We start from the raw sequence: 24,535 nt of genomic DNA, 5'->3' as shown, positions 1-24,535 counted from the left end.
CGCAGGCCCGGACTCCACCGGGTTCATGTGGTGATGAACAACTCGAAAGGAGCTTCCTCTTTTTTTCCCTGCCTGTCCACTCTATCCGGACACCTTCCCGCTTTTACACAATTCTAGTGACACCACCTGAATTTTAACGGCTTGTACGGGGAATGCCGGCACTCTCGAGGGCGTGAGAGAGGAAGAGGCCGGGGGGGGGAGGTGCATCCTGAGCGGCGAGTGGCGACGATGTGTTTACGACGACGCATCACCGTCAACAGGCCACGCCAGGATGCAGCTGAAAACTATCCTCAATCGGATCCACAAGCACAGGTCGTTCGTGTACGAAGCGGAACGGCTCTACGAAGAGTGTGGACGGCTCAGGATCGATGTGGACATTCGGCCTCGAGCCAACGGCCGCCCGAAGTGCTCGAGATGTGGCCGCCGGCGACCGGGCTACGACACGCTGAGTCCGCGTCGCTTCGAGTTCATTCCGATTCTCGGGATCGCGGTGTATTTCGTGTACACGATGCGCCGGGTCGATTGCCCGAACTGCGGCATCGTCGTCGAGGAGGTGCCGTGGGGGAGCGGCAAGCATCAGGCGACGACGACGTACGCGTGGTTCCTCGCCGGCTGGGCGAAGAGGATGAGCTGGTCGGCGGTGGCCGAGGCGTTCCAGACCTCGTGGGACCGGGTGTTTCGCTCGGTCGAGATGGCGGTGACGTGGGGTCTGGAGCATCGCGACCTCGAAGGTGTGCAGGCGATCGGAGTCGACGAAGTGTTGTGGCACAAGGGCTACAAGTTCCTCACCCTCGTCTACCAGATCGACCAAGGCGCTCGGCGCCTGCTCTGGGTGGGTCAGGGCCGCAAGGCGAAAACGCTGCTCAAGTTCTTCCGAGCCTTCGGGCGCGAGCGTAGCGCCAGTCTCCGCTTCGTCAGCAGCGACATGTGGAAACCGTACCTCAAGGTGATCGCCAAGAAGGCGTCCGGCGCCATCCATGTGCTCGACCGCTTCCACATCATGGCCCACATGAACAAGGCCATCAACGAGGTCCGCGCCCAGGAGGTAAAGCGCCTCCAGGCCGACGGCTATGTGCCCGTCCTCAAGGGCATGCGCTACTGCTTGCTGAAGCGCCCGGAAAACCTCACCGAAAGCCAGGAAGTGAAGCTCGCTGAGCTGCTGAAGTACAACCTCAAGGCCGTGCGGGCGTACCTCCTGAAGGAAGACTTCCAGTTCTTCTGGGACTACGTCTCCCCGGCCTGGGCAGGCAAGTTCCTCGATCGCTGGTGTACGCGCTCCATGCGCTCGAGGCTCGTTCCGATGAAGCGCGTCGCCCGCATGCTACGTCGTCACCGCGAGCTCCTGCTCAACTGGTTCCGCGCCCGCGGCACGATCTCAGCAGCCGCTGTGGAGGGCCTAAATAACAAGCTGAAACTGACCACCAGAAAATCGTACGGCTTTCGGACCTTCCGAGCGTTCGAAATCGCTCTCTATCATACCCTTGGCGATCTACCCGAACCCAGAGCCACCCACAGATTCTACTGAAGAACCCAGAAAACTTCGTCACCATCGTCAACTTCTTCGACCTGGTGAGGGCCCAAGCGGCGAGCCGATAAGGCACCAACCCCAGCGACGGCCTCATCCTTAGCCGACTACGTCCTCCATCCGCCTCCTCGTCTCCTCGTCGGGCAGCGCCCCCCTGCCGCCGCCCATGTTCTCGGCGAGGTGCTCGGGGTCCGACGTGGCCGGGATGGCGCAAGCGACCGCCGGGTGCGAGAGGATGTACTTGAGGAAGAACTGACTCACGCCGTACAGTCGAACGAGGACGCCCACCCTGGCAGAGGCCGGTCGCGGACCGCACCGAAGAGCCTCCCCCCAGCGAAGGGGCGATTGACCATGACTGCGATCCCCCGCTCCTGGGCCATCGGGAACACCCGCTCCGCGGAGGTCCGCTCGCCCAGGCTGTAGTTGATCTGGAGGAAGTCGATACGCTCGGGCTCGGCTTCCAGCAGCGCGGCCACAGCGCCATACTGCCGCTCCGAGGAAGCCGTGACTCCGATGTAGTCGAATCGGCCCTCGGTCTTCCACGCCTCCAAGGTGTCGAGATGGAGCTGCACGTCCCTCAGGTTGTGGACCTGCATGAGCTCGATGTGGGAGGGCCGCTGTAGCAGAGCCATCGAGTCCTCCATCTGGCGGATCCCCTCCGCTTGCCCGTCGATCCAAACCTTGGTGGCGACCCAAAGGTCGTCGATCAGCCCCGTCTCCACTGCCAGGTCTCCCATGACCTCCTGGGAGCTGCCGTACATGGGCGAGGAATCCACGATCCGTCCGCCCAACCGGTGAAAGGAGCGGAGGACCTCCCCGAGTGCGGTGCGCTGACGCCGGTCCGAGCCGACGTCGAAGGTCTGCCACGTGCCGAGCCCCACGGCCGGGATCTCCTCCCCCGACCTGGGGATCCGCTTCAGGATGACGTCGGTCTGTGTTGCGAGCCCGGACCGGGGACGTGAATGGAGCAGCTCCGGGACGAAGGCGGCCCCGGCGAGTACGCCGGCGCCCAGCTCGAGGGCACGTCGCCGAGTGACGGTTCGGTCCCCGCGATCGGCGTCGTGGGTGCGCTGTGGGTCGGTCTTCCCGTTGTCTCTCGAGCGGTCCCGCATGGGCACACCTCCTGTCCGGCATCGAACTAGGCCCACAACCCTACTGACACGCCTCAGGCGGGGTGCGTTGAGGCGGGATACTGAAGACCGATCTAGCCAAGCACTGTTCGGCACCCCTCCCGAAACTGTGCCAAAAACTGCGTCGTTACCCACCAAGCCCACCGACGCAACTGACGCAGAAGTCCAGCGTTTCCGACGCTGGCCGACGCCCAACGACGCCAGAAAGTGGCTCCCAAAGCAGGTGCGCTACCGAGGGGTCAGCCCGAATCGGGTAACGTTTGGGTAACGAAACTGGGGTCTACACAGGGTCACCTAGGCCCACGTAGCGCCCCGAAAAGCCAGAAACGGCCACCTAGGTCGCCCTACGCGGCCCTCTCCGAAGACTTTTGAGGCCGCCGCGTCTACCGTTCCGCCACCCCGGCAAAGGGTTGAAACTAAAGGACTTCTTGCGCCTCTCCTTCTGACTATTGAGCGGTCCGGTAACGAATCGGGTAATGAACCGCTAACCAAAAAAAGCCGCCGCGTATCCTTGTGCGCGCTCTCCGTCCGGCGCGCGGTCGGTAGCTGGACGACCTCGGTCTCCCGATACTCTACCGCTGAGCTACGGTGCCGCACATCCAACAGGTGGCCATACGTGCTCTCGATCAAGTCCCGGATGTTCCCCGAACCAGCCCCGCGAGCCCCTCCCAGACGCCTCCGTCCCACCATCTCCTCGCCGCGGCGCTCGTCGAAGGAGCTACGAAGAGCCGCGTCGCACCGAACGAACGAGCCTGAAGAAGCGCCCCACGGTCACTCAACCTGATGTCCGAGTCGACGCCCGCCTGATTCTTCACGATGTCCGTAAGTAGGTCGTCTAGCTTCGGGTTCTCGTCGATCATGAGCTGCTCCTCACATGGGTCGGGAGGTCCCTGAGCCCCATCGCTGCTACCGTTCGCGCGTGCAGGCACACGGTTTCCGGGCTTCCCCGCGGGGGGTAGTATCTCGGAGGCCAGAGGAGCGCGAGTCAGTGAAAGAACCGTTCGACCTTTCGACGCTCGATGGCACGATCGAGGTCGCAAAGGCCGCCGACAGGAGGATCGATGACGGAAAGTACCCTGGAATGTCCCAAATGCGGCCGCGCCATGATGGACGGATTCATCGCCGACTTCACGCATGCCCGTGAGCAATCAACAACCACAACGTGGGTCGAAGGAGCCCCCGAGCCTAGCCTGTTGCGAGGCGTCAAGTTGAAGGGCAAACAGAAGTACTCTGTTCGGACCTACCGTTGTGCGGCATGCGGGTACCTAGAATCGTATGCGTGAGACCATTGAGGGACCCGGCGCGTGCGTATCGATCATCGTTCCCTCCTGTAGGATGCAAACGCTCTCTTCGTGCATTTGACGCGCCTGGTGGAGCTTAGGTATTCTCGAAGAGGCGTGTCTCCAAAGGAGTGTGCACGATGCGGCGTCTAATGATCGAGTGGAAATCCGTCGTCGGGACCGCGCTGGCCGCGTTCGCGGCTGTCGCCTTTACCGTGCCCGTCCCCGTCACCGCCCAAGAAAGTCCCTCCGGTGAGGTGACCTTTACCAAGGACATCGCGCCGATTCTCCAGCGGAGTTGTCAGCAGTGCCATCGGCCGGACGGCGTGGCGCCGATGCCGCTCGTTGAGTACGAAGACGTGCAGCCCTACGCGATGAGGATGATGCGCCGCACCGGTATTCGGGACCGCCAGGGGACGATGCCGCCGTGGTACATCGAGAAGGACATCGGCATTCAGCACTACAAGGACGATCCGTCGCTGAGCGACGAAGAGGTCGCAGCCATAGCCATGTGGGCGCGCAACGGCACGCCGGAGGGTGATCCGGCGGATATGCCACCGCCCTTGGTTTTCGAGGACGCGGTCGGTTGGAGGCTGGGAGAACCGGACCTGATCGTGTCGACGCCAGAGATGTTGGTGAAGAGTGACGCTCCCGACTGGTGGGGCGGTATCGACGGCATACCGATAACCGGCCTCACGGAAGACAGATACGTGGCCTCCGTCGAGGTCAGAGAGATCAACGATGTCCGCGAGAGTGGGGGACGCGACCGGGAGACGGTCGGCGGACTGTACGTCTTCCACCACTTGCTCTATAGCACGCGAGCCCCCGGCGAAAGAGGCACCACCTGGCCCGTTCACGAAGTCGGTCGCAACCCGGACATCTTCGATGTCGAGTCGGGCCGGCTCCTGAGGGCGGGGTCGACCCTCGAGTCCAGCTCGATCCATCTGCACTCGAACGGTTCAGATACCCGAGCTCATCTCGAGATCGGGTTCAAGTTCCATCCCAAGGGCTACGAGCCGAAGTACAGGCAGGCGGGCTACATCGTAGCCAACGGCGCCGACATCGATATCAGGCCCGAAGAAAAGGATCAGGAGCTCCACGCGTACACTGTGCTGCAACAGCACACGAAGATCGTGACCTTCGAGCCGCACCTGCACGCACCCGGGGACCGGATGTGCCTGGAGGCGATCTGGGGCTTCAACGTCGAGACGCTCGTCTGCACCGGATACGACCACAACTGGGTCCGAGGCTACGCGTTCGCCGACGACTACCAGCCGTTGCTGCCGAAGGGGACGATCCTGCACATCATCGGCTACATGGACAACACGGCAGAGAACCGCAACATCCCCGATCCGAGGAACTGGCAGGGGTCCGGCAATCGCTCCGTGGCCAACATGTTCATCGACCTCGGCATGAAGCTCGCGCTGACCGACGAGCAGTTCGTGGAAGAGATGACCGAGCGGCGGAAGAACCTCGGGCTCGGCGTCAACGATCACGTGGTCGGGTGTCCGCTGTGCATGGTGATACCGGGGAACTAGACATGCGGCAACACAGCTCTCGGCGGCAGACGATGACCGGAGTCGTGCGGTGCGCTTTCGTCGCGCTGGCGGTCTTGGTGGCGTGCCAGGAAGCGGACGCGCAAGTCGCGTACCAGAAGGGCCAGAACGTCTCGCCCGCGTTCGAAGGGTGGGAGGAGAATGACGATGGCTCGTTCAACCTCGTGTTCGGATACATGAACCGGAACTGGCAGGAGGAGCTGGACGTTCCTTTGGGCCCCGACAACAACATCTCGCCCGGGTCCACGGATCAGGGCCAGCCGACCCACCTTCTTCCGCGCCGCAACCGATACGTGTTCAAGGTTCAGGTGCCGGCAGACTTCGGTGATCAGGAGTTGGTCTGGACGCTGACGACCAAAGGCAAGACCGAGGCGGCCTACGGGACGCTCCGGCAAGACTACAGGCTCGACTACATGGTGATCGCATCAGAGACTGGGGCGCTCGGTATCGGTGTGAGCACCGAGGAGTCCCGAGCCAACACCCCGCCGACCATCACCCTGGTGGGGGACCCGGTCCGAAGCGCCAGGGTCGGGCAACCGGTGACGCTCGTGGCACGCATCACCGATGACGATCTTCCACGAGTCCGCCGTCGTGCTCCACGCCCTGCAAGGGAGGGCCCCCCGACCCTGACCGCGGCCCAGTTGCGTCCGCCCGTGCGGTTTACCGTCCAGAAGGTCAACGGGCTGCACTTGTCGTGGTTCGTTTTTCGGGGTGAAGGCGAAGTGGGGTTCGATCCCCCGCAGATCAAGACGTGGGAGGATACTCGGACCGGTGCCAACTCACCGTGGTCGCCGCTTTTCACCATGCCCGAAGCACCAGAGGACGGTGAATGGACGGTTCAGGTCACATTCGACCGGCCGGGCACGTATGTGCTCCGCGGCCGCGCGGACGACGGCGGCCTCTATCACGACACGGACGTGACGATCATCGTGACGCCGGTGACGTGACGACGCACCGGGGTAGGGCAGACCCCTTCGGCGCGCTGACCACAGTCGACCTTCCCGAAGGCCCGACTTCCTTTTATCGCCTGTCCAAGCTCGAGGAAGACGGTGTGATCGACTCGCTCGACCGCCTTCCTTTCTCGATCCGGGTTCTGTTGGAAAACGCCCTCCGGCACGCCGGCGGCGGCTATGTGTCTCAAGAGCATGTAAAGGCCGTCACCGAGTGGAGTCCGCGCAGCGCGGGTGCCGACCTCCCCTTCATGCCGACGCGCGTGATCCTCCAGGACTTCACGGGCGTACCGGCCGTCGTCGACCTGGCCGCAATGCGCGACGGACTCAAGGCGCTCGGTGGCGACCCGCAGCGCATCAATCCGGTGGTCCCCGCGGATCTGGTCATCGACCACTCGGTGCAGGTCGACTACTTCGGCTTCCATGATGCGTTTCGGCTGAACGTCGAACGCGAGTTCGAGCGCAACCGCGAGCGCTACGCGCTGCTCCGGTGGGCCGGTGAGGCGTTCGACAACTTCTCAGTAGTGCCGCCGGGCACTGGGATCGTCCACCAGGTCAACCTGGAGTACCTCGCTTCGGTGATCCACCGCCGCGAGCACGACGGCACCTGGCTCGCGTATCCCGATACGTTGGTCGGGACCGACTCGCACACGACCATGATCAACGGGTTGGGTGTGGTGGGCTGGGGCGTGGGCGGCATCGAGGCCGAGGCTGTGGTGCTCGGCCAGCCGTACTACATGCTTCTGCCCGAGGTCGTCGGCATGAAGCTCACGGGCACTCTGCCCGAGGGCGCGACCGCGACCGATCTGGTGCTTCGCGTCACCGAAATGCTGCGTGAGCACGGCTGCGTCGGTCGCTTCGTCGAATACTACGGCGCGGGCCTGAGCAACCTCGCTCTGCCCGACAAGGCGACGCTCGCGAATATGTCGCCCGAATACGGCGCGACGATCGGCTTCTTCCCTGTAGACGACTCGACGCTCACATATCTACGCGGCACCGGTCGGTCGGAAGAGATGGCGGCGCGCGTCGAGCGGATCAGCAAGGAGCTCGGACTCTTCCGTACCGACGAGACACCGGACCCTGAGTTTACGTCGTCGATCGAGTTGGACCTGTCGACCGTGGAGCCCAGCTTGGCGGGGCCGAAGCGCCCGCAGGACCGGATCCGCATGGCTGACATGCGCGCGGCATTCGAGCGTGATCTGCCGGCACTCCTACCTGTAGGCTTCGAGCTTCCGGATGCTACTGCGGTCGGCGAAGAGGCTGACGGGCATGCCGGCGAGAGTTGGACGGACGAAGGTGGGGCCGAGCCGTCCGTGGCGGTCGCCCGAGGCGGTGCGCCGAGCCGTACCTGCACCATCGAGGCCGACGGCGAAAGCTACGAGATCGGGGACGGCACGATCGTGATCGCGTCGATCACGAGCTGCACGAACACGTCGAACCCCTCGGTGATGGTCGGCGCGGGCCTGCTCGCGAAGAGGGCGGTTGAGAAGGGCCTGGACGTGAAGCCGTGGGTCAAGACGGCGATGGCCCCCGGAAGCGGCGTCGTGACCGACTATCTCACCGAGGCGGGGCTGCTGCCCTACCTGGAGCGGTTGCGCTTCCACGTCGTCGGCTACGGCTGCATGACGTGTATCGGTAACAGCGGGCCGCTGGCGGAGAAGATCCACCAGGCGATCGAAGAGAACGGCCTGGTGGTAGCCTCAGTGCTCTCGGGCAACCGCAATTTCGAGGCCCGCATCCATCCGCTGGTGCGCGCCAACTACCTCATGTCGCCGGTGTTGGTGGTGGCGTATGCGATCGCGGGACGCATCGACATCGACCTGTACAATGAGCCGCTCGGCCACGGCAGCGACGGGGCGCCGGTCTTCCTGGCCGATATCTGGCCTCCCGCTCAGGAGGTAGCCGACACGGTCGCCAGCGCGCTCGAACCCGAGATGTTTACCAAGCGGTATGAGGTGGTGAACACCGGGGACGAGAACTGGCAAGCGCTCCCCCTCCCTGAGGAGAGCAGCCTCTACGAGTGGGATTCTTCGTCGACGTACATACAACAACCGCCGTTCTTCGAGGGCATGACGCTCGACGTTCCGCCCGTGGGCGACATCCTCGGTGCGCGCGTGATGATCATGCTGGGGCAGTCGGTCACGACGGATCACATCTCGCCTGCGGGCGCCATTCCGAAAGCCGAACCGTCCGGAGTGTACCTGCGCGAAAACGGCGTCGAGGTGAAAGACTTCAACACGTTCGGGTCACGCCGGGGCAACCACCAGGTCATGATCCGCGGCACCTTCGGAAACGTGCGCATCAAGAACCTGCTTCTCGACGGCCGCGAAGGTGGATACACGATCCACTTCCCGACCGGCGAAGAGATGACGATCTACGAGGCCTCCGTGCGTTACCAGGAGGCGGGAACGCCGCTCGTCGTGCTCGCAGGCCAGGAGTACGGCACGGGCAGTTCGCGCGACTGGGCCGCCAAGGGCACCATCCTGCTCGGCGTTCGCGCGGTGATCGCCGAGAGCTTCGAGCGGATCCACCGCAGCAACCTGGTCGGCATGGGCGTGCTCCCGCTCGAGTATCCGGACGGAGCCACCGCGGAGACGCTGGGTCTCGATGGCCGCGAGACATTCGACATCACCGGCATCGCCGATGGCCTCGAGCCCGGATGCACCGTCGACGTGAGGGCGATGGCCGAAGATGGAACGACGACGGAATTCCAGGCGAAGGTCCGACTCGATTCGCACGTCGACGTCGAGTACTACATGAACGGTGGGATCCTGCAGACCGTTCTCCGGAAGATGGCGCGCGGCGAGATGTAGCCAGAAACGCGAATTTAGGGGTCGTACGGGTCGCCGCGGAACGCTGCGGGTCGCCCAAGCACTTCCCGCAGGATAATCGCCTGCCGGAGCTTGTGCTTGTCTCCGCTCGAGAACACCGCGCGCACCGCCCTGGCGTCCGAACCGAGCCGCTCCGCGAGCGGGTCCAACCCGTCCTGCTCGGAAGCCGACCGTGACGAAGGGTCCGTCCCGTACTCCGCGTGTACGCTGTGCACGAAGTGCTCCGGTCTTGCGGCCGGCTGATCGGACGACCGCGGTGCCACGGTCGTGGTCTCGCTCCGCGGCGCAGGCTGGACCGGCTGCACCGGCTGTGCGGATGCGGGGGACGTCGGTCCTCGACCGGCTGCGAGTCCCGCGATCTCTTCCCAGATCTGCTTCGGGGTCAACGCCTCGGACGAGGCCGGAAGAGGGTGCGCCGCCACACCGGAGGGCTTGGAGTATAGCGGGAGCGGCTCACCCGGGATGTCCTCATCGTCGATCTGATCGTCATGCGAGAGCTGGTCGTCATGCGAGAGCTGATCGTCATGCGAGGGCTGGTCGTCATGCGAGGGCTGGTCGTCGTATGCGGACTGGTCAGCGTACGAGGCCAGCTGTTCTTCTCCCCGGGTCGGGTCGGATTGCGCATCTTCCGGGACCTGGTCGGGTGGCAGGCCCCGTCTGGCCTTCTGCTTCCGGAGAACACCCTCCAGGAGCGAGAAGAGGACGATGGCGACGATGATGACCCACGCGTCCATCAGTCGCGCCCCCTACTCCTCAATGGAGCTCGTGCCACCATCATCCGGCCCCGCGATCGCTTCTCTCATCGAGGTGTCCGCCTGGATGTTCTTGTACCGCATGTAGTCCATCACCCCGAGGTGCCCCTGGCGGAATGCCTCGGCGAGCGCCAGCGGCACCTGTGCCTCGGCCTTCACCACCTCGGCTCTCATCTCCTCGACGAGCGCCTTCATTTCCTGTTCCTTCGCGACCGCCATCGCGCGGCGCTCCTCGGCGCGCGCCTGCGCGACGCGCTTGTCCGCCTCGGCCTGATCCGTCTGGAGCTCGGCGCCGATGTTCTTGCCGACGTCCACGTCCGCGATGTCGATGGAGAGGATCTCGAACGCGGTGCCCGCGTCCAGCCCCTTCGCGAGCACGGTCTTGGAGATCGCGTCCGGGTTCTCGAGCACCTTCTTGTGCGATTCCGCCGAACCGATGGTGGATACGATGCCCTCGCCGACGCGTGCCAGGATCGTCTCCTCGCCGGCACCACCGACGAGCCGGTTGATGTTCGCGCGCACGGTCACCCGCGCGATGGCGATGAGCTGAATACCGTCTTTGGCCATCGCCGCCACCCTCGGCGTGTTGATGACCTTCGGGTTGACCGAAACTTGCACCGCCTCGAAAACGTCTCGTCCGGCGAGGTCGATCGCCGCGGCCTGATTGAACTGGAGTTCGATCGAGGCCTTGTCGGCGCTGATGAGCGCACCCACCACGCGGTGGACGTCGCCGCCCGCGAGGTAGTGCGCCTCGAGCTGATTGATGTCGAGAGGGATGCCGGCCTTGGTCGCAGTGATGAGGGGGCGAACCACCCGCGACGGGACCACCTTGCGCAAGCGCATGCCGATGAGGTTGGCGAAGCCCACATGGACACCGGCCGACAACGCCTCGATATACAGGCGGAGCGGAACCAACCAAACGACGACGGAAACGATGGCGATCACAGCAGCGATCAGAAACAACTGGACGAACTGGACGGCGACTAGGTCTTCCATTGCAGAGCCTCAATCAGTGTGTGTGTTCATCGGAGTGTCGCTCAGGCCTTCTCCGCGTCGTCAGCGACCACTGCCCGGACGATATGGCGGTATCCCTCAGCGCTGATGACGCGCACACGTGTCCCCTCGGTGATCCACTCGGACTCGGAGACGACATCGATGCGCTCGTCGCCAAACATAGCCGTACCGGACGGACGCAGGTCGGTGATGGTGGTACCGATCGTATCGATCAAGTCGTCGCGTACGTCGGCAGACTCGTACCCGATCGCGCGGTCTGTCCGCTGTAGCAGGAAGATGCCGCTCTTCGCCAACCTCGAGCTCCGCGGGAGCGAACGAATGATCGCCCACGCCGAGACGAGGAACAGCAGCGCGGTCGTCGCCAGTACCATTCCGGCCGTAGTGTAGTCGGCCATCGTAGGAAGGGATCCCAGCAGGCTCATGTACAGGCCCCCCGCTACCGCCACGATTCCGGCCACTCCGAAGAGCCCGAAGCCAGGTATGACGAGTACCTCCACGCTCAGCAGGAGCACACCGGCGCCGATGATGAGTAGGTCCTCGAGGCCCGCGAGTCCAACGATCAGATGCGATCCGAAAAAGAGGCTCAATGAGAGTATTCCTGCCACGCCCGCCATGCCGAACGCCGGCGTCTTGATCTCGGCGATCAGTCCGAGGAAGCCGAGGGAAAGCAGAAATGGGGCGACCACGGGGTGCGAGAAGAAACGCACGATCTGCTCGGCCCAGTTGACCTCGGACGTCACAACGTCCGCCCCACCGTACCCTAGCTCTGTGAGCAGCGCCTCCAGGTCCTCGATCTCCACGGCATAGTCGAGCGCGACGGCCTCCGCGGTGGTGAGCGTCAGCAGCTTACCCGACTCCACGACCCCCTCGATCTCTATGTCCTCATCCACCATCGCGGCCGCGACGGTCGGGTCGAGACCCTGAGCTTCCGCGAGCGCGCGCATCTCGCTGCGCATCGCGGACACGATCTTCTCGGGTGCCTTCTTGCCGGAACCGTCGACCGGGGTCGCGGCGCCGATGACCGATCCGGGCCGCATGTAGATGCGTAACGTCGAGAGAGCGATGAGCGCGCCCGCCGAGAAGGCACGCCGATTCACCAGGGCATATACAGGGACTTCGGAGTCGGAGAGAGCGTCCGCGATGCGTTCCGCGGCGTCTACCCGGCCACCGGGCGTATCGATATCGAGCACGATCGCGCTGGCGCCTGCGGCGGCGGCCTCGCGCACGCTACGCTCGATGTAGGGAGCCAGACCGAGCTCGATCACGCCCGTGACTGGCACGCGGTAGACCGTATGCTGGTTTTGGGCCGGAATCGGCATGGCGAACGGTCCAAGCACGACCGCAAGGGCGAGGAGAAACACAACTTGGCGGCGGTTCATTGTTCGGTCCCTCCCAGACGACGTCCCACTTGAATTCAAGCGCCTCCCGACGCTATCAGGCCTCTGGCATAGTACGCCCGCCTGATCGCGCGCACCCAGTCCTGCTCCGACAGAGCTTCACGCCCCCCACGAAGCAGACGGTCGAGACGCTCGACATCCTGTTCAGAGTACGTGTCACCTACCGAGATACTTCGGCGGTCGGCGTCCACTTCAGACACCATCGTCCGCGCGACCGCTTCCGGTCCGACCTCGCGGAGCGCATCGGACCCTGTGAGCAATTGCACCATCGCTTCCTGGAGATTCTCGGCCCGGAGCGCGTCCCGCGCCAGCACGCGCGCCGTCGAGGCTTCCGAAATACGGACGCGGATGCGCTCCGGAAGCTGAGCCTCGGGTAGCTCCAAGGCGCGTCTCACGCCTTCGGAAAGTCGGTCGAGTTGCTCGCCGATGCCGCCGCGGCCGAGCTCCGGAACGAAGAGCATCGCCAGCGGTCGGTATGTCAGGCTACGAACCCCTCGACCTTCGTCACCGGCAAGGTCCCACGAGGTCAGCCAGCGCACGACAGCGTCCGCCGACTCGGGAGCCGCGTCATCAGGTACCCTCCACGAGCCCGGATGGGGAAGCGCGACCCCGAGTGCCAGCGCCCCCGCGGTTTCCTCCGCAACCATGCGAGCCAGCGGGTCGGTCGTCGCATCTTCGCACCCAGCCAGCGCAGCGAGCACGAAGGCCAGCGGCACGAACGTGTCGGGCCTCGGAATGCGTGGAATCGCGGGCACCTGGGATCTCATGCATAGAAGTTCGCGGCATCTACCGTTCCGCCGCTACCCTCGCTTGACCCAGTCGGTCGGGCTCGCATAGGCTTGGCCCTGCCGAGAAGCCGCGAACGCCACGTCACGATTGACCTTTTGCCCAATTGGAGGCGCGGAACACCGGCCCCTTGGCGTGTATACGGTGCGGCCCGCCGTGGGCCGAAACACGATCCAAAGACTCGAGGAAGCCCAGATGTCCGAGAAAGTACTAGTTCGGTACGAAGTGCAGGACGGGATCGCGATTCTCACGCTCGACGATCCGCCCGCCAACACCTACACGCACGAGATGATGCGCCAGATCGACGAGAGCATCGTCAAGGCGCGCTTCGACAAGGATGTCGAGGTGATCGTTCTTACCGGCGCGGGTGAGAAGTTCTTCTGCGCCGGCGCAAACATCGGCATGCTCTCCGAGGCGGACCCCGATTGGAAGTATTGCTTCTGCCTGCACGCCAACGAGACGCTCAACCGCCTAGAGCACACACCGAAGCTCGTGATCGCGGCGCTCAACGGCCACACGGTCGGCGGCGGTCTCGAAATAGCGATGGCCGCGGACATCCGGATCGCGCGCAAGGACGCCGGCAAGATCGGTCTTCCGGAGGTCGCGCTCGGCGTCCTTCCCGGTACTGGTGGTACCCAGCGCCTGGTCCGAATGGTAGGTAAGTCGAAGGCCATCCAACTGATGACGGAAGGCGCGACGTTCGGCTTCGACAAGGCGCTCAAGCTCGGGCTCGTGAACGAAATCTACGAAAGCGAGGACCGCCAATCGTTCCTGGCCGCGGTGCTCGAGTACGCGGCGCAGTTCACGACGCCCAACAAGGCGAGCAAGGCGGTCGGCCTCATCAAGCGCGCGGTGCAGACGGGTTCTGAGCTGCCGTTCGAGCTCGCGCTCGCGCTCGAGCGTGAATTGCAGGCGCAACTATTCGCGAGCGCCGACGCCACGGAAGGGCTCAACGCGTACATCGAGAAGCGGAAAGCCGAGTTCCAGGGCAAATAGTTGGGGACGGAATCGACATGACCGAAGCTTGGATCGTCGACCGGAGGGCCGTCGGTTGAGACGCCTCCTCTTCCGGGCGCTGGTGACGCTGCTCGCGATCGGTCTGAATCCGGCCGGATCGCTGGAGGCGCAGACGGTGCGTGGCCGCTTCGCGCTCGAGGTCCCAGAGTCCGGCGAGTACTTCATCAGAGTGGAGCGGCTCGGCTATCAAGCGATGACGAGCCTGCTTCTTCAGATAGGCGTCGATCGCGACTACGATCTCGGGCTCGTGATCCGCCCCGAACCTATCCAACTCGACGAGCTCCGCGTTACTGTGCGCAGCCAGGAAGTCTGCGCCTGGTTGACACAGGCGTGCTTTTCGGCACCGGCGACGGCGCGACAGGCGTTCTCCTCCTCTCAGTGAGTGCTATATGTCGCGAGAGCAAGAGCCATGAGCTTGCGCGTGAAGCGCCTATCCTCATTCATGATGGTCGCCCTCGCGACGATCACACCCCCTGTGGGCGCTCAAGACACCGCGCTGGTCACTCTGATCGGCGAGGTGAGAGACATCACGAACGATCAACCCGTCGAAGCTGCTGCCGTGAAGCTCCTCGAGTTGGACCTGATGCGGACAACCGACCGAAACGGCTTCTTCAGCTTCGTCGACATCCCCCCCGGGCGCTGGACGTTCGAAGTCTCTCAACTGGGCTACGCGACCAGCCTCGAAGCCTCGGAGATCACCGCTAACAACGTCCTGCTCATTCGACTCGAGACACGACCGATTGAGATCTCCGGCCTGTACGTCTCGGTTGTGCAGCGACTGGCTCGACGCCGGATGGCCGCGCGGAGCCGAGTGATCGCTTGGGAGAAGGCGGAACTCGCGGAGGCCATCTCAGCAGATATTGGCAGCTTCATCCGCTCCCGCGGCGTCGCACAATGGGTCGCTTGCGGAGGTGAATTCACGGCGAGCGATTTACCCAACTGCTTCCTGTTCCGGGGTGCCCCCACTCGCGTCAGGTTGTTCGTCGATGACATCGAGATGCTGAACGCGGAAGGCATGGGTCGGTTGTGGGCCTACGATCCCAGAGACCTGTGGGCCGTAGAGTTCATGCCTGGCTGCCACGAATTGCGCATCTACACACGTCAGTTCATGGAGCTCGTCCAATCGGGCCGGGTTCGCCTCCTGCACCAGCTGTGCGTCCCCTAAACTCGGCGCAGGACTCGCAACGCGGGAACTCGGTGTTTGGCGCGAAGAGCTCCGACAGCCCAATGACCCGTGCGGGTGCATCCCCGGCGCGCTAGCATTGCACGGTCGCTACCCAAGAATCGCTCATCTCGGGGGAGTCTACAGAATGATGAGTCTGAAGACGGCGCGCGCTCTGACAGTCGCCTACCTGGTGCTCATGACGATCTCCGTCACGTGGCCGGGCTTTCTCCTCTTCGCTCGGATCGAGCCGCTGATTCTCGGGCTCCCGTTCAGCATGGCGTGGATCGCGGGCTGGGTCGCGGGCGTAGTCGTCGTCCTGTACCTGCTCGATCGGGTCGAGAAACGGCACCGAACGGAGGGCAGCCACCGCGGGATCCGACTCCCGTGAGGGATCGCTGATGGAGCAGTGGTTGGTCGTCTCCATCATCATCGCTGCATACCTGCTGCTCACGCTCACGATCGGCTTGCTGGCAGGCCGGCGCTCATCGCCCAGCGTCGCGGGGTACGTCGCGGCGGACCGCAGCTTCGGACTGCTCGTGATGTACTTCGTCACGGGTGCCTCGGTGTTCAGTGCGTTCGCGTTCCTGGGCGGGCCTGGCTGGGCGTATTCAAGAGGTGCGGCCGCGTTCTACATCCTCGCGTACGGCGCACTCGGCATGGCTCCGTTCTACTGGATGGGGCCGCGCGCGGCGTCCCTCGGCCGCAGGCACGGATACGTGACCCAGGCCCAGCTCGTCACGGGTCGTTTCCCATCGAAGCTCCTCTCCTCGCTCATCGCGCTGGTGAGCCTGGTGGCCTTCGTGCCGTACATCACGCTTCAGATGCGGGGTGCCGGGATCGTGATCGAGGCCGTCACGGACGGGCACGTCCCGCTTTGGCTCGGCGCGGGCCTCGCCTATGGGATCGTCATCGTATACGTGCTCTCCGCTGGCGCGATGGCGGTCGGATGGACGAACACGTTCCAGGGCATCTTCATGGTCGTGATCGCCTGGGCGCTCGGGCTGTACCTGCCGTTTCGACTCTACGGCGGCGTCAGGCCGATGTTCGAGCGCATCGCGGCCGAGCGGCCGGAGCTCCTGACGCTCCCGGGGCTGACCGCCGCAGGCGAGCCGTGGAGCTGGGGCGCGTACTCGACGTTCATCATCGTGAGCGCCGTCGGGCTGATGATGTGGCCCCACCTGTTCATGAAGGCGTTCACCGCGAAGGACGACGACACGCTGCGCCGGACGGTCATCCTGTTCCCGACCTTCCAGCTCTTCCTGATCCCGATCTTCCTGATCGGCTTCTCTGGCGTGCTCTTCGCGGGTGAGCCGCAGGCGCCCGACTTCATCCTGCCCTTTATGATCCTCGAGACCGGCCTCCCGGCAGTCGTCGTCGGACTCTTCTGCGCCGGTGCGCTCTCCGCGTCGATGTCGACCGGAGATGCCCTTTTGCACGCCTCCGCGTCGGTGCTCGTGCAAGACGGCGTGACACAGTACGTGGAGCTCGACGACCGCGCCCAGCGAAGGCTGATGCGAGGCGTCGTCGTACTCACGGCCGGAATCGCGTACTATTTTGCGCTGGACCCGGATTCGTCGCTCGTACAGCTTCTCGCTTCCGCCTATGGGATCATCTCTCAGCTCGCGCCTCCGGTGGTAGCCGCGATGTACTGGAAGAGGGCGACCACAAGAGGGGCGATCGCCGGGCTACTCGCCGGCATCGCGACGGCGCTCTTCTTCTACCTGAATCCCGAGTACAAGCCCTTCGACATGCATGAGGGCGTATTGGCGCTGATCGTGCACGTGCCCACGCTGATCGCCGTAAGCTTGATGACTCCGCAACAGGACGAAGGCCACCTGAAGGGCTTCTTCTCGTGAGCGATGATCGATTAGAGACGCTGCGCGTGATGATCCGGGCAGTCGATCGCGAGCTGGTCTCGCTGATCGGCCGCCGCAAGGACCTCGTCATCGAGATCGGAGCGGCGAAGGAGGCACTCGGGCTGCCGGTTCTCGACCCAACTCAAGAGGCCAAGGTCGTCCGCAGGGCAGCCGAACTCGCGCGGGAACTCGACGTCGACGAAGAACTGACGCGAGACGTGATCTGGCGGATCATCGCCTCAGCGAGGGACATGCAGGAGGGGCGGACCCGGTGGGGTCCGCCCCTTCCACATGGCCCAGACGCCACTCCTCCCGAAGGAGGTGACGCCGACTAGCAGCTAGTCGGCGCGTCTCGTCCGCAGACCGCGATTCAGCAGCGCCACCACCCGACGCGCGTCACCCACAGGAACACGCACACCGTACATCTCACCCGGCGGTGTGACCCCACGCACGAGGTGCGGGTTGAGGTCCCGCAGCAACCGCTCGTCCACTCCGAGACCCGCGGCCACTCTTACGAGCGTGGTGCCTCCAGGCACGAAGACCCGATCGAATCGGTACGGATCGGCAAACTCGACGACAAAGCCGTAAGCCTCGGCCTCTTCCCCAAGAATCGTGGCGGCCACGAGCCTGGGCACATATTCCCGGGTCTCCCGAGGGAGATGATCGAGAACCTCCCAATAGATGTCTTCGTCTCCGGTCCGCCCTTCGGCATGTCGTCTCAATACACGCTCGACTCGGCCCGGCCCGGCATTGTATGCCGCCGCGGTGAGGTACCAGGATCCGAATCGGCCGTGCAGCCACTGGAGGTAGTCCAATGCGGCATCGGTCGCCCTCACCGGATCACGTCGCTCATCGACCCATTCGTCCACGCGCAATCCGTACTGGAGCGCGGTCGGGCTCATGAACTGCCAGAGGCCCACCGCCGAGACCCGCGAGACGGCCCGAGGCTTGAGCCCGGACTCCATCATCGCCAAATACAGGAGCTCCTCTGGCATGCCGCGCTCGCGGAGCTTCCCGCGCACGAGCTCGTCGTATACGCTCCGCTGCTTCAGCAGCGTCTCGAATGTGGCTCTCTCCGTCGTCTGGAACCGCTTCATCCACCGCTCCACGCGTGCATTCACGTGAAGGGGCAGTTGGGTGCCGAGCGCCTCGATCGTGACTGAGGGCACGACGGCTGCGACGTCCTCCGTCTCGCGCTCGCCGCCCATGAATAGAAGCGGTATCAACAGGAGTGGCATCGCACACCACCATCTATTCGTACGAGTCGGGGACTCGCGGTGCTTCTGCGTAGTCACGGCTGGAGAACTATTCAGCCGGGTAAACCGAAACGACCTTCCGAGCGCGCATGCGCTCGAACGTCACAATCCCGTCGACGCGTGAGTACAGCGTGTCGTCGCTGCCGCGGCCGACGTTGCGACCGGGATGAATGCGCGTGCCGCGCTGACGCACCAGAATCGAGCCAGCGGACACTTTCTGCCCCCCGAAGCGCTTCACACCGAGGCGTTGCCCGCTGCTGTCACGACCATTCCGGCTGGAGCCTACGCCTTTCTTATGTGCCATGACGTCCTACCCCGTCCATGCGAGCTGAATCGAGAGGGCGCTACGCGAGCGCGACTTCCTCGATCCTGATCTCCGTGAAGTTCTGCCGGTGGCCCTGCTTCTTCCTGTAGCCCTTCCGGCGCTTCCGCTTGAAGACGATGATCTTGTCGGCACGTCCGTGACGGATCACCTCCGCCCTCACTGAAGCCCCATCCACTGTGGGCGTACCCACCAGGACTTTATCCTCGCCGTCGCCAGCGAGCAGTACATGATCGAACGTGATCGAATCACCGGGCTCGATGTCGAGCGAGGGGATACGAAGACGGACGCCGGGCTCGGCCCGGAACTGTTTCCCGCCAGTTTGGAATACTGCGTACATAGCGACTTCCCGCGTGCCTTCTCAGCTTTTTGATACAAAGCCCTTAAATATTGATCCGACGAGGAAAAGGGTCAAGACATCCCCACCGAAATGTGTCTCTGCCGGAATGCCCGGCAGGCCTTCCCGGGCTGGTCAGGCCGCGACGTACTTGCTGGTGACGTCGGTCTCGGCAGGGCCGGACAGCAATCGGAACTCGTCGAGCCGCATGAGTGGGTCGTCGCGTAGATCGAGTCGCAAGCGGGTCCGGTTGCGCAGCCGCTTCAAGAGCCCCGGTTCCTCCTCTATGACCCTCAGAGCGACCTCAGGGTGCACACGGACCACGATTTGCTTCTCCTGCTTCGAGGCCGCCGCCCGGCGCAGAGAGCGCTCGATACGGCGCACCACCGTCGCAGCTGTGTAGACCCTCCCCATTCCGCCGCACAACGTGCATTCGGACGTCATGGACTGAAAAAGCGAGGGGCGTACACGCTGCCGCGTCATCTCTATCAAGCCGAGATCGGAGATCCCGAACGTTTTCGTGCGAGCGCGGTCCTTGCCCAATTGCGTGCGTAACTCGTGCAGAACCTGGTCGCGGTGTTCCTGGGGCTCCATGTCGATGAAGTCGGCGACGATGATCCCTCCCACATCCCGAAGCCGGAGCTGCTTCGCGATCTCGCGCGCAGCCTCCAGATTCGTCCTCAGGATCGTCTGGTCGGGGTCCTTCTTGCCCTTTCCGGTGAAGCGGCCTGTGTTCACGTCGATCGAGACCAGCGCCTCGGTCGGCTCGATCACGATGTGACCCCCGGACTTGAGGTTCACCCTACGCTGGAACGCCCGTTGAATCTCTTCCTCGACCCCAAACTCGTCGAAGAGGGGCTCCGGGCCTGCGTGCAGGTGGATGCGATCCTGGAGGTCTGGATCTACGCTCTTGACGTATTCCAGCACCTCGTTGTACATCGCTTCCGAGTCGATGCGAACCGCGTCGAACTTGTCGCTGAACAGGTCGCGGATGACGCCACTGATCAGCTGCGCCTCGCGGTGTAGGCAAGCTGGAGCCTTCCGTCCCTTGGCAAGTTTCTGGATCTTCGTCCAGTTCTCGTGCAAGAGCTTGTACTCCTTCCCGAGCTTCTTCTGGGTGACCTCTTCGCCGACGGTGCGAACGATCATTCCACCGCTCCCCGGCTTCACGATCTGCTTCGCCATCTTGCGCAGCTTCGAACGCTGGTCACGCCCCTCGATCTTTCTGCTCACGCCGACGTGTGACGTGTACGGCATGTAGACCATGAAGCGGCCCGGCAGCGAAAGCTGTGCCGTCAAGCGTGATCCCTTGCTGCTGATCGGCTCCTTGGTGACCTGCACCAGGATGCTCTGACCCTTCTGCACGTTGTCCTGGATCGGAGGGTACTTCTTCGGGCGTCGGCGACCGCGACCGCGTCCGCGGCCTCGATCGTTCCCGTTCCCGTTCCCGTTCCCGTCCCCATCCCCGTTCTCAGCGTCGAGGTCTTCGTCCTCGCCGTAGTTGAGATCCGAGACGTGAAGGAAGCCGGCCTTCTCCGCGCCGATGTCGACGAAGGCCGCCTGGATGCCCGGAAGCACCGCTTCGACACGGCCTAGAAAGATGTCTCCGAGCAGTCGGCCTTGGTCGGGACGGTCCAGCATGACCTGGACCAACTGTTCGTCTTCCAGGAGCGCCACCCATGATTCCTGCGGGGTCGCGCTCACGAGGATTTCTCTCCTCAAAATAATGCTCCTTTGTTTCCGTCGATCCGCGTGTCCCGAACCGGGCCCGTCCGCGTCCCGGACCCTCCCGCCTCAGTCTTCGGCGAGCGAGTTCGGCGACCGTCCGGCCTCCGGCGTCCCGGGCGCGGTGGAAGCGGCGTCCCCGGGTTCCTCCCGAGGCAGCGCCGCCGCCCTACCGCAAGCAGGTCGACTGTTAGTTTGTCTCCGCCCCCACGGGCTCTCGTGAGCTCGTCGAGGATGGCTCGTTGATTCGGTCCGTCATCAGCTCGGCGACGATGTGCCGACCGATGACCAACCGCTGAATTTCACTGGTCCCCTCGCCGATCTCGCAGATCTTGGCGTCGCGCATCATGCGCTCAACGGGGTAATCACTCGTGTATCCGGCGCCGCCCATGACCTGGATGGCGCCCAGCGTGGCACGCATGGCGAGCTCCGAACAGTAAAGCTTTGCCATCGCGGCTTCCTTCGAGAAGGAAGCGCCACGGTCCTTCAACCAGGCTGCGTGGTATACCATGTGCCTTCCCGCCTCGATCTCCGTGGCCATATCCGAGAGCCGGAACTGAACCTGCTGGAATTCCCACACCCTGCGCCCGAATTGCCGGCGTTGGTTCACATATCGCAGGGCGATCTGGAACGCGCCGTCGGCCAAGCCAAGGCTGAGCGCGGCTACTCCGATGCGTCCGGCATCGAGCGTCTTCATGAAGTTGATGAAACCGAGTCCTTCTTCACCCAGACGCTGTTCCACCGGCACGAGCACGTCCTGGAAGAGCAACTCACGGGTGTCCGAAGCTCTCCAGCCCATCTTGTCCTCTTGCTCGCCCGCGCTCACGCCCTCCGAGAAGGGTAAGTCCGGCCGGTGGCCCCACCCCACCGCCTGCGCCCGTGCGAGGTCCACGGTCGGCTTGCATACGATGAAGCTCGAGATGCCCCGCCGGCCCTTCTCAGGATCCGTCACCGCGGTCACGACAAAGATCTCACCGACGCCCGCGTGGGTGATGAATATCTTGGATCCGTTCAAGCGGTAGCCGCCCGCTTCTCGCACGGCCCGGGTCCGCGTACTTGCGGAGTCCGAACCCGCCCCGGCCTCTGTGAGTCCGAAGCCTCCGAGCACTTCCCCGCTCGCGAGCGGCGGTACGAACTGCCGCTTCTGGGCTTCAGTACCGAACGCGAGGATCGGTGAGGTGCCTAGGGTCGTGTGCGCCGACACCGTGATCGAGTGGCTCCCGTCGAACTTCGCCAACTCCTCAACCACGAGGATGTAGCTGAGGTAGTCGAGGCCCATTCCGCCCAACTCCTTGGGGACAGGAACTCCGAAGAGCCCCATCTCGGCCATCAGCTTGGCGTTCTCCCACGGGAAGTCGGCGGTCTCATCGAGCTCTCGAGCCACCGGAGCGATCACGTCCTCTCCGAAACGCCGCACCTGCTCTTGCAGCGCGACGTGGTCCGGAGAGAGATAGCGATCCATGGAAGCTCGTTGATGAGGATGTCTGTTCACGTGGGATGACAGCGGTCACACGCGTGGCACGACCGCCGCGACGCCTCTCCAAAGTAACGAAGAAGCGCGGCCCGTCGGCATCCTCGGCCCCGCGCATACCGTTCGACGGCATCGAGCTTGCGAAGCGCAGACTGTCGCAGCTCGTTGGCCCAGGCCAAGTCCGCGCGTGAACGAACCCCCACGCGGACGTGGTAAGACCTTCCATCGGGCGCTGCGGTTCCGTCCGCCACCGATGCCTTTTCGCCTAACCACCGGATCGCGCCGGTGCGCTCGAGCGCAGCGAGCACGAGCGGGACGTCTTCCGGGCAGAGCTTGCCGCCCAAGTCGCCGGCAAGGCCGGACGCGGTGGTGTCGACGACTCCGAATGCGTCGCGCCCTCGCACTAGTGCTCGATGCACGCGCCGCAGAAGGTCGAGCCGTGGGTGGGTTCGTTCCAGGAACATCCTCCCTACCTGGCGATCGCCTCTGTGGTAAAACGCCAAGCAAGTCGCCTGCGCCCCGTCCCGCCCCGCCCGCCCCGCCTCCTGATAGTACGCCTCGAGGGTCGTGGGGAGCTGCACGTGAACGACCAGCCGGACGTCGGGCTTGTCGATGCCCATGCCGAAAGCGTTCGTGGCGACGACGATCCGACAGTCGTTCGCCAGAAACCCGTGAAGTACGCGTGTCCGCGTCTCACCACTCAGGCCGGCGTGGTACGCTTCGGTCCGCTGGCCGAGCCGAGCCAGGACGTCTCTCACCTCTTCCACGGCGCGCCGAGTGGGTGCGTAGACGATCGCCGTCCCAGGGTGCATGCGAATCACGCGGTGCAGCCGCCGCATCCTGTTCTCGCCAGAGCCCACGCGCTCCACCCGCCAGGCGAGGTTGGGGCGATCGAAGGACTGGACGACGATCTCCGGGTCGACCATCCCCAAGTTGGTGCGTACGTCGTCCCGGACCGTGGGCGTCGCTGTCGCGGTCAGCGCCAGCACCGGACAGCCGACCCAGGCCCTCAATCGCCCGATCTCGCGGTACGAAGGGCGAAAGTCGTGCCCCCATTGGCTGATGGAGTTTTGCCAAGGTCGCCTAGGCGCTGAATTACTGGCATTTCTGGGCCTCAGCGTCCCCTACGGCGACCCAGGAGTGGCACAAGATCTGGCACCACCACGAGAGTGGTGCCACTTCGCCGCCAGTCCAGCGACAACCCGAGGCCACCCGACGGCCACCCGGTCGCTGGCTGGAGGCTGTGGCGCCTCTGTAAGCCGCTGGAGCGTCCTTACAAGAGCGAACCGATGCGGAGCCCAGGTTCAACGGATCCCGACCGGAGAGAGCTATCTGCGCGTCGGGCCGCGGCAGGAAAAGGCTAGATTGGCCGGCTGGCGTACGCGGCCGTTCTGCCGGGCGTCCCCGCTCGACTGCAAGATAGCCACCGGGGTCCAACCTTGAGCCGGCGGCACCCGACTATCGAGGCCGGGTTCCTGCGCCGAAACGGGCACGCCCGTTGTCGTGGCTGTGGCTTGGTCGAGGACCGTACTCCGGGCGGCAAAGCAGCGAGGAAGGCCGGAGGGTGGACCTACACCGGCCGGAACGCGCTGGGATGGGTCTGCCGAGAGTGTGCGCAGTGGGCTCGATCGCCGGCCGTCCCCCCGCCGGAGGCGTCAACCTCCGAAGTGACACCGTCAAGCGCCGATCAGTCCCGAATTGTGGAAAACTCACCGCGTTCGATCGAACAACATTCGACTGGAGTCGGCCGAAAGTGATTGTCTCCAAGGCGGAAGCGCGTGCTATACGCTGGCGTGCAAACCAAAGACGCCGCCGCGCCGAGAATAAGGCCTCGGGGCGTCCTGCCAACTCCTTCGACACGTCTAGCTGGCCAAGCTCGCGCTGGCAGCCGTGGGCTAAACAACGACGTGCGGAGAACCGTTCGCGAGAGCGAGGCGAGGGGCGTAAACCGTGATCCGATGGGGAGCGATTCCGGCGGGCTCCAAGCCCAGGGCGTCTTTCGAGAGGTCGGGGGCCTTTTCTTCGCACCCGGAAAGAATCCTTAATGTTTACACTGTTTTTCCTTTGGCACGGTTCTGGAATCGCAGCCTAGCAGAAAACGGTGAGAAGATCCCCGCGACCCGGAGGGCGGCCGCTACCTCGGTAGCGAAGTGCCCCCGGGCCAG

At 64.1% G+C, this 24,535-nt stretch carries 21 protein-coding genes and 1 pseudogene; 10 read left to right on the top strand and 12 right to left on the bottom strand.

Annotated elements, in window-relative coordinates; genetic code table 11:
• Positions 1 to 271 precede the first annotated feature (271 nt).
• Complete coding sequence (locus IIB36_18100) at positions 272 to 1,525, top strand: ISL3 family transposase (GenBank protein ID MCH7533653.1); 1,254 nt, start codon at positions 272 to 274, stop codon at positions 1,523 to 1,525.
• Positions 1,526 to 1,624: 99 nt separating this feature from the next.
• Here IIB36_18100 and IIB36_18095 read toward each other — a convergent pair.
• Together IIB36_18095 and IIB36_18090 are read right to left on the bottom strand one after the other, a co-directional pair.
• Positions 1,625 to 2,637 (bottom strand): annotated as a pseudogene (locus IIB36_18095) (aldo/keto reductase).
• Positions 2,638 to 3,281: 644 nt separating this feature from the next.
• Positions 3,282 to 3,515 (bottom strand): hypothetical protein, encoded by a 234-nt coding sequence (locus IIB36_18090; GenBank protein MCH7533652.1) that lies wholly within the window; start codon positions 3,513 to 3,515, stop codon positions 3,282 to 3,284.
• Between the two features lie 560 nt (positions 3,516 to 4,075).
• Between IIB36_18090 and IIB36_18085 the strand changes: the two genes are divergently transcribed.
• Genes IIB36_18085 through IIB36_18075 form a run of 3 tightly spaced genes read left to right on the top strand, consistent with a single transcriptional unit; the run spans position 4,076 to position 9,254 of the window.
• Positions 4,076 to 5,473, top strand: a complete 1,398-nt coding sequence (locus tag IIB36_18085) for a cytochrome c (GenBank protein MCH7533651.1) — start codon at positions 4,076 to 4,078, stop codon at positions 5,471 to 5,473.
• A gap of 32 nt (positions 5,474 to 5,505) precedes the next feature.
• Entirely contained in the window at positions 5,506 to 6,438 is a 933-nt protein-coding gene (locus tag IIB36_18080; protein MCH7533650.1) for a hypothetical protein, read from the top strand.
• Positions 6,321 to 9,254 (top strand): aconitate hydratase, encoded by a 2,934-nt coding sequence (locus IIB36_18075; protein ID MCH7533649.1) that lies wholly within the window; start codon positions 6,321 to 6,323, stop codon positions 9,252 to 9,254. Before IIB36_18080 ends, IIB36_18075 begins: the two co-directional genes overlap by 118 nt.
• 14 nt (positions 9,255 to 9,268) lie before the next feature.
• On the opposite strand, the gene IIB36_18070 is transcribed toward IIB36_18075, so the two are convergent.
• From IIB36_18070 to IIB36_18055, 4 genes are read right to left on the bottom strand one after another with little or no spacing between them, the layout of a single operon-like run.
• Positions 9,269 to 10,006: a hypothetical protein gene (locus IIB36_18070; protein MCH7533648.1), complete on the bottom strand. Its 738-nt coding sequence runs from the start codon at positions 10,004 to 10,006 to the stop codon at positions 9,269 to 9,271.
• 12 nt (positions 10,007 to 10,018) lie between these two features.
• On the bottom strand, positions 10,019 to 11,020 hold the full coding sequence (gene floA, locus IIB36_18065; protein ID MCH7533647.1) for a flotillin-like protein FloA: 1,002 nt from the start codon (positions 11,018 to 11,020) through the stop codon (positions 10,019 to 10,021).
• Between the two features lie 41 nt (positions 11,021 to 11,061).
• On the bottom strand, positions 11,062 to 12,417 hold the full coding sequence (locus IIB36_18060; GenBank protein MCH7533646.1) for a nodulation protein NfeD: 1,356 nt from the start codon (positions 12,415 to 12,417) through the stop codon (positions 11,062 to 11,064).
• A 35-nt stretch (positions 12,418 to 12,452) separates the two neighbouring features.
• Positions 12,453 to 13,190: a hypothetical protein gene (locus IIB36_18055; protein MCH7533645.1), complete on the bottom strand. Its 738-nt coding sequence runs from the start codon at positions 13,188 to 13,190 to the stop codon at positions 12,453 to 12,455.
• A 226-nt stretch (positions 13,191 to 13,416) separates the two neighbouring features.
• Between IIB36_18055 and IIB36_18050 the strand changes: the two genes are divergently transcribed.
• From IIB36_18050 to IIB36_18025, 6 genes are all read left to right on the top strand, one after another.
• Positions 13,417 to 14,217: an enoyl-CoA hydratase/isomerase family protein gene (locus tag IIB36_18050; protein ID MCH7533644.1), complete on the top strand. Its 801-nt coding sequence runs from the start codon at positions 13,417 to 13,419 to the stop codon at positions 14,215 to 14,217.
• Positions 14,218 to 14,272: 55 nt separating this feature from the next.
• On the top strand, positions 14,273 to 14,620 hold the full coding sequence (locus IIB36_18045; GenBank protein MCH7533643.1) for a hypothetical protein: 348 nt from the start codon (positions 14,273 to 14,275) through the stop codon (positions 14,618 to 14,620).
• A gap of 39 nt (positions 14,621 to 14,659) precedes the next feature.
• Positions 14,660 to 15,403, top strand: coding sequence for a carboxypeptidase regulatory-like domain-containing protein (locus tag IIB36_18040; protein MCH7533642.1), 744 nt, complete (start codon positions 14,660 to 14,662; stop codon positions 15,401 to 15,403).
• Positions 15,404 to 15,599: 196 nt separating this feature from the next.
• Positions 15,600 to 15,791, top strand: coding sequence for a DUF3311 domain-containing protein (locus IIB36_18035; GenBank protein ID MCH7533641.1), 192 nt, complete (start codon positions 15,600 to 15,602; stop codon positions 15,789 to 15,791).
• 10 nt (positions 15,792 to 15,801) lie between these two features.
• Positions 15,802 to 17,259, top strand: a complete 1,458-nt coding sequence (locus tag IIB36_18030; protein MCH7533640.1) for a sodium:solute symporter family protein — start codon at positions 15,802 to 15,804, stop codon at positions 17,257 to 17,259.
• On the top strand, positions 17,256 to 17,594 hold the full coding sequence (locus IIB36_18025; GenBank protein ID MCH7533639.1) for a chorismate mutase: 339 nt from the start codon (positions 17,256 to 17,258) through the stop codon (positions 17,592 to 17,594). Before IIB36_18030 ends, IIB36_18025 begins: the two co-directional genes overlap by 4 nt.
• A gap of 3 nt (positions 17,595 to 17,597) precedes the next feature.
• On the opposite strand, the gene IIB36_18020 is transcribed toward IIB36_18025, so the two are convergent.
• From IIB36_18020 to IIB36_17995, 6 genes are all read right to left on the bottom strand, one after another.
• Positions 17,598 to 18,497: a lytic transglycosylase domain-containing protein gene (locus IIB36_18020; protein MCH7533638.1), complete on the bottom strand. Its 900-nt coding sequence runs from the start codon at positions 18,495 to 18,497 to the stop codon at positions 17,598 to 17,600.
• 67 nt (positions 18,498 to 18,564) lie between these two features.
• Positions 18,565 to 18,819, bottom strand: a complete 255-nt coding sequence (rpmA, locus tag IIB36_18015; GenBank protein ID MCH7533637.1) for a 50S ribosomal protein L27 — start codon at positions 18,817 to 18,819, stop codon at positions 18,565 to 18,567.
• A 40-nt stretch (positions 18,820 to 18,859) separates the two neighbouring features.
• Entirely contained in the window at positions 18,860 to 19,177 is a 318-nt protein-coding gene (rplU, locus tag IIB36_18010) for a 50S ribosomal protein L21 (protein MCH7533636.1), read from the bottom strand.
• Between the two features lie 132 nt (positions 19,178 to 19,309).
• The gene (locus tag IIB36_18005; protein MCH7533635.1) at positions 19,310 to 20,896 is read right to left on the bottom strand and encodes an Rne/Rng family ribonuclease; all 1,587 of its coding nucleotides are present in this window, start codon (positions 20,894 to 20,896) and stop codon (positions 19,310 to 19,312) included.
• Between the two features lie 193 nt (positions 20,897 to 21,089).
• Positions 21,090 to 22,361 (bottom strand): acyl-CoA dehydrogenase family protein, encoded by a 1,272-nt coding sequence (locus IIB36_18000; protein ID MCH7533634.1) that lies wholly within the window; start codon positions 22,359 to 22,361, stop codon positions 21,090 to 21,092.
• A gap of 26 nt (positions 22,362 to 22,387) precedes the next feature.
• Entirely contained in the window at positions 22,388 to 23,383 is a 996-nt protein-coding gene (locus IIB36_17995; GenBank protein MCH7533633.1) for an ATP-dependent DNA helicase RecQ, read from the bottom strand.
• Positions 23,384 to 24,535 lie beyond the last annotated feature (1,152 nt).

The organism is Gemmatimonadota bacterium (assembly GCA_022560615.1).
Taxonomy (GTDB): Bacteria; Gemmatimonadota; Gemmatimonadetes; order Longimicrobiales; family Gaopeijiaceae; genus UBA1138.
This window is presented reverse-complemented; position numbering and strand designations above follow the sequence as displayed.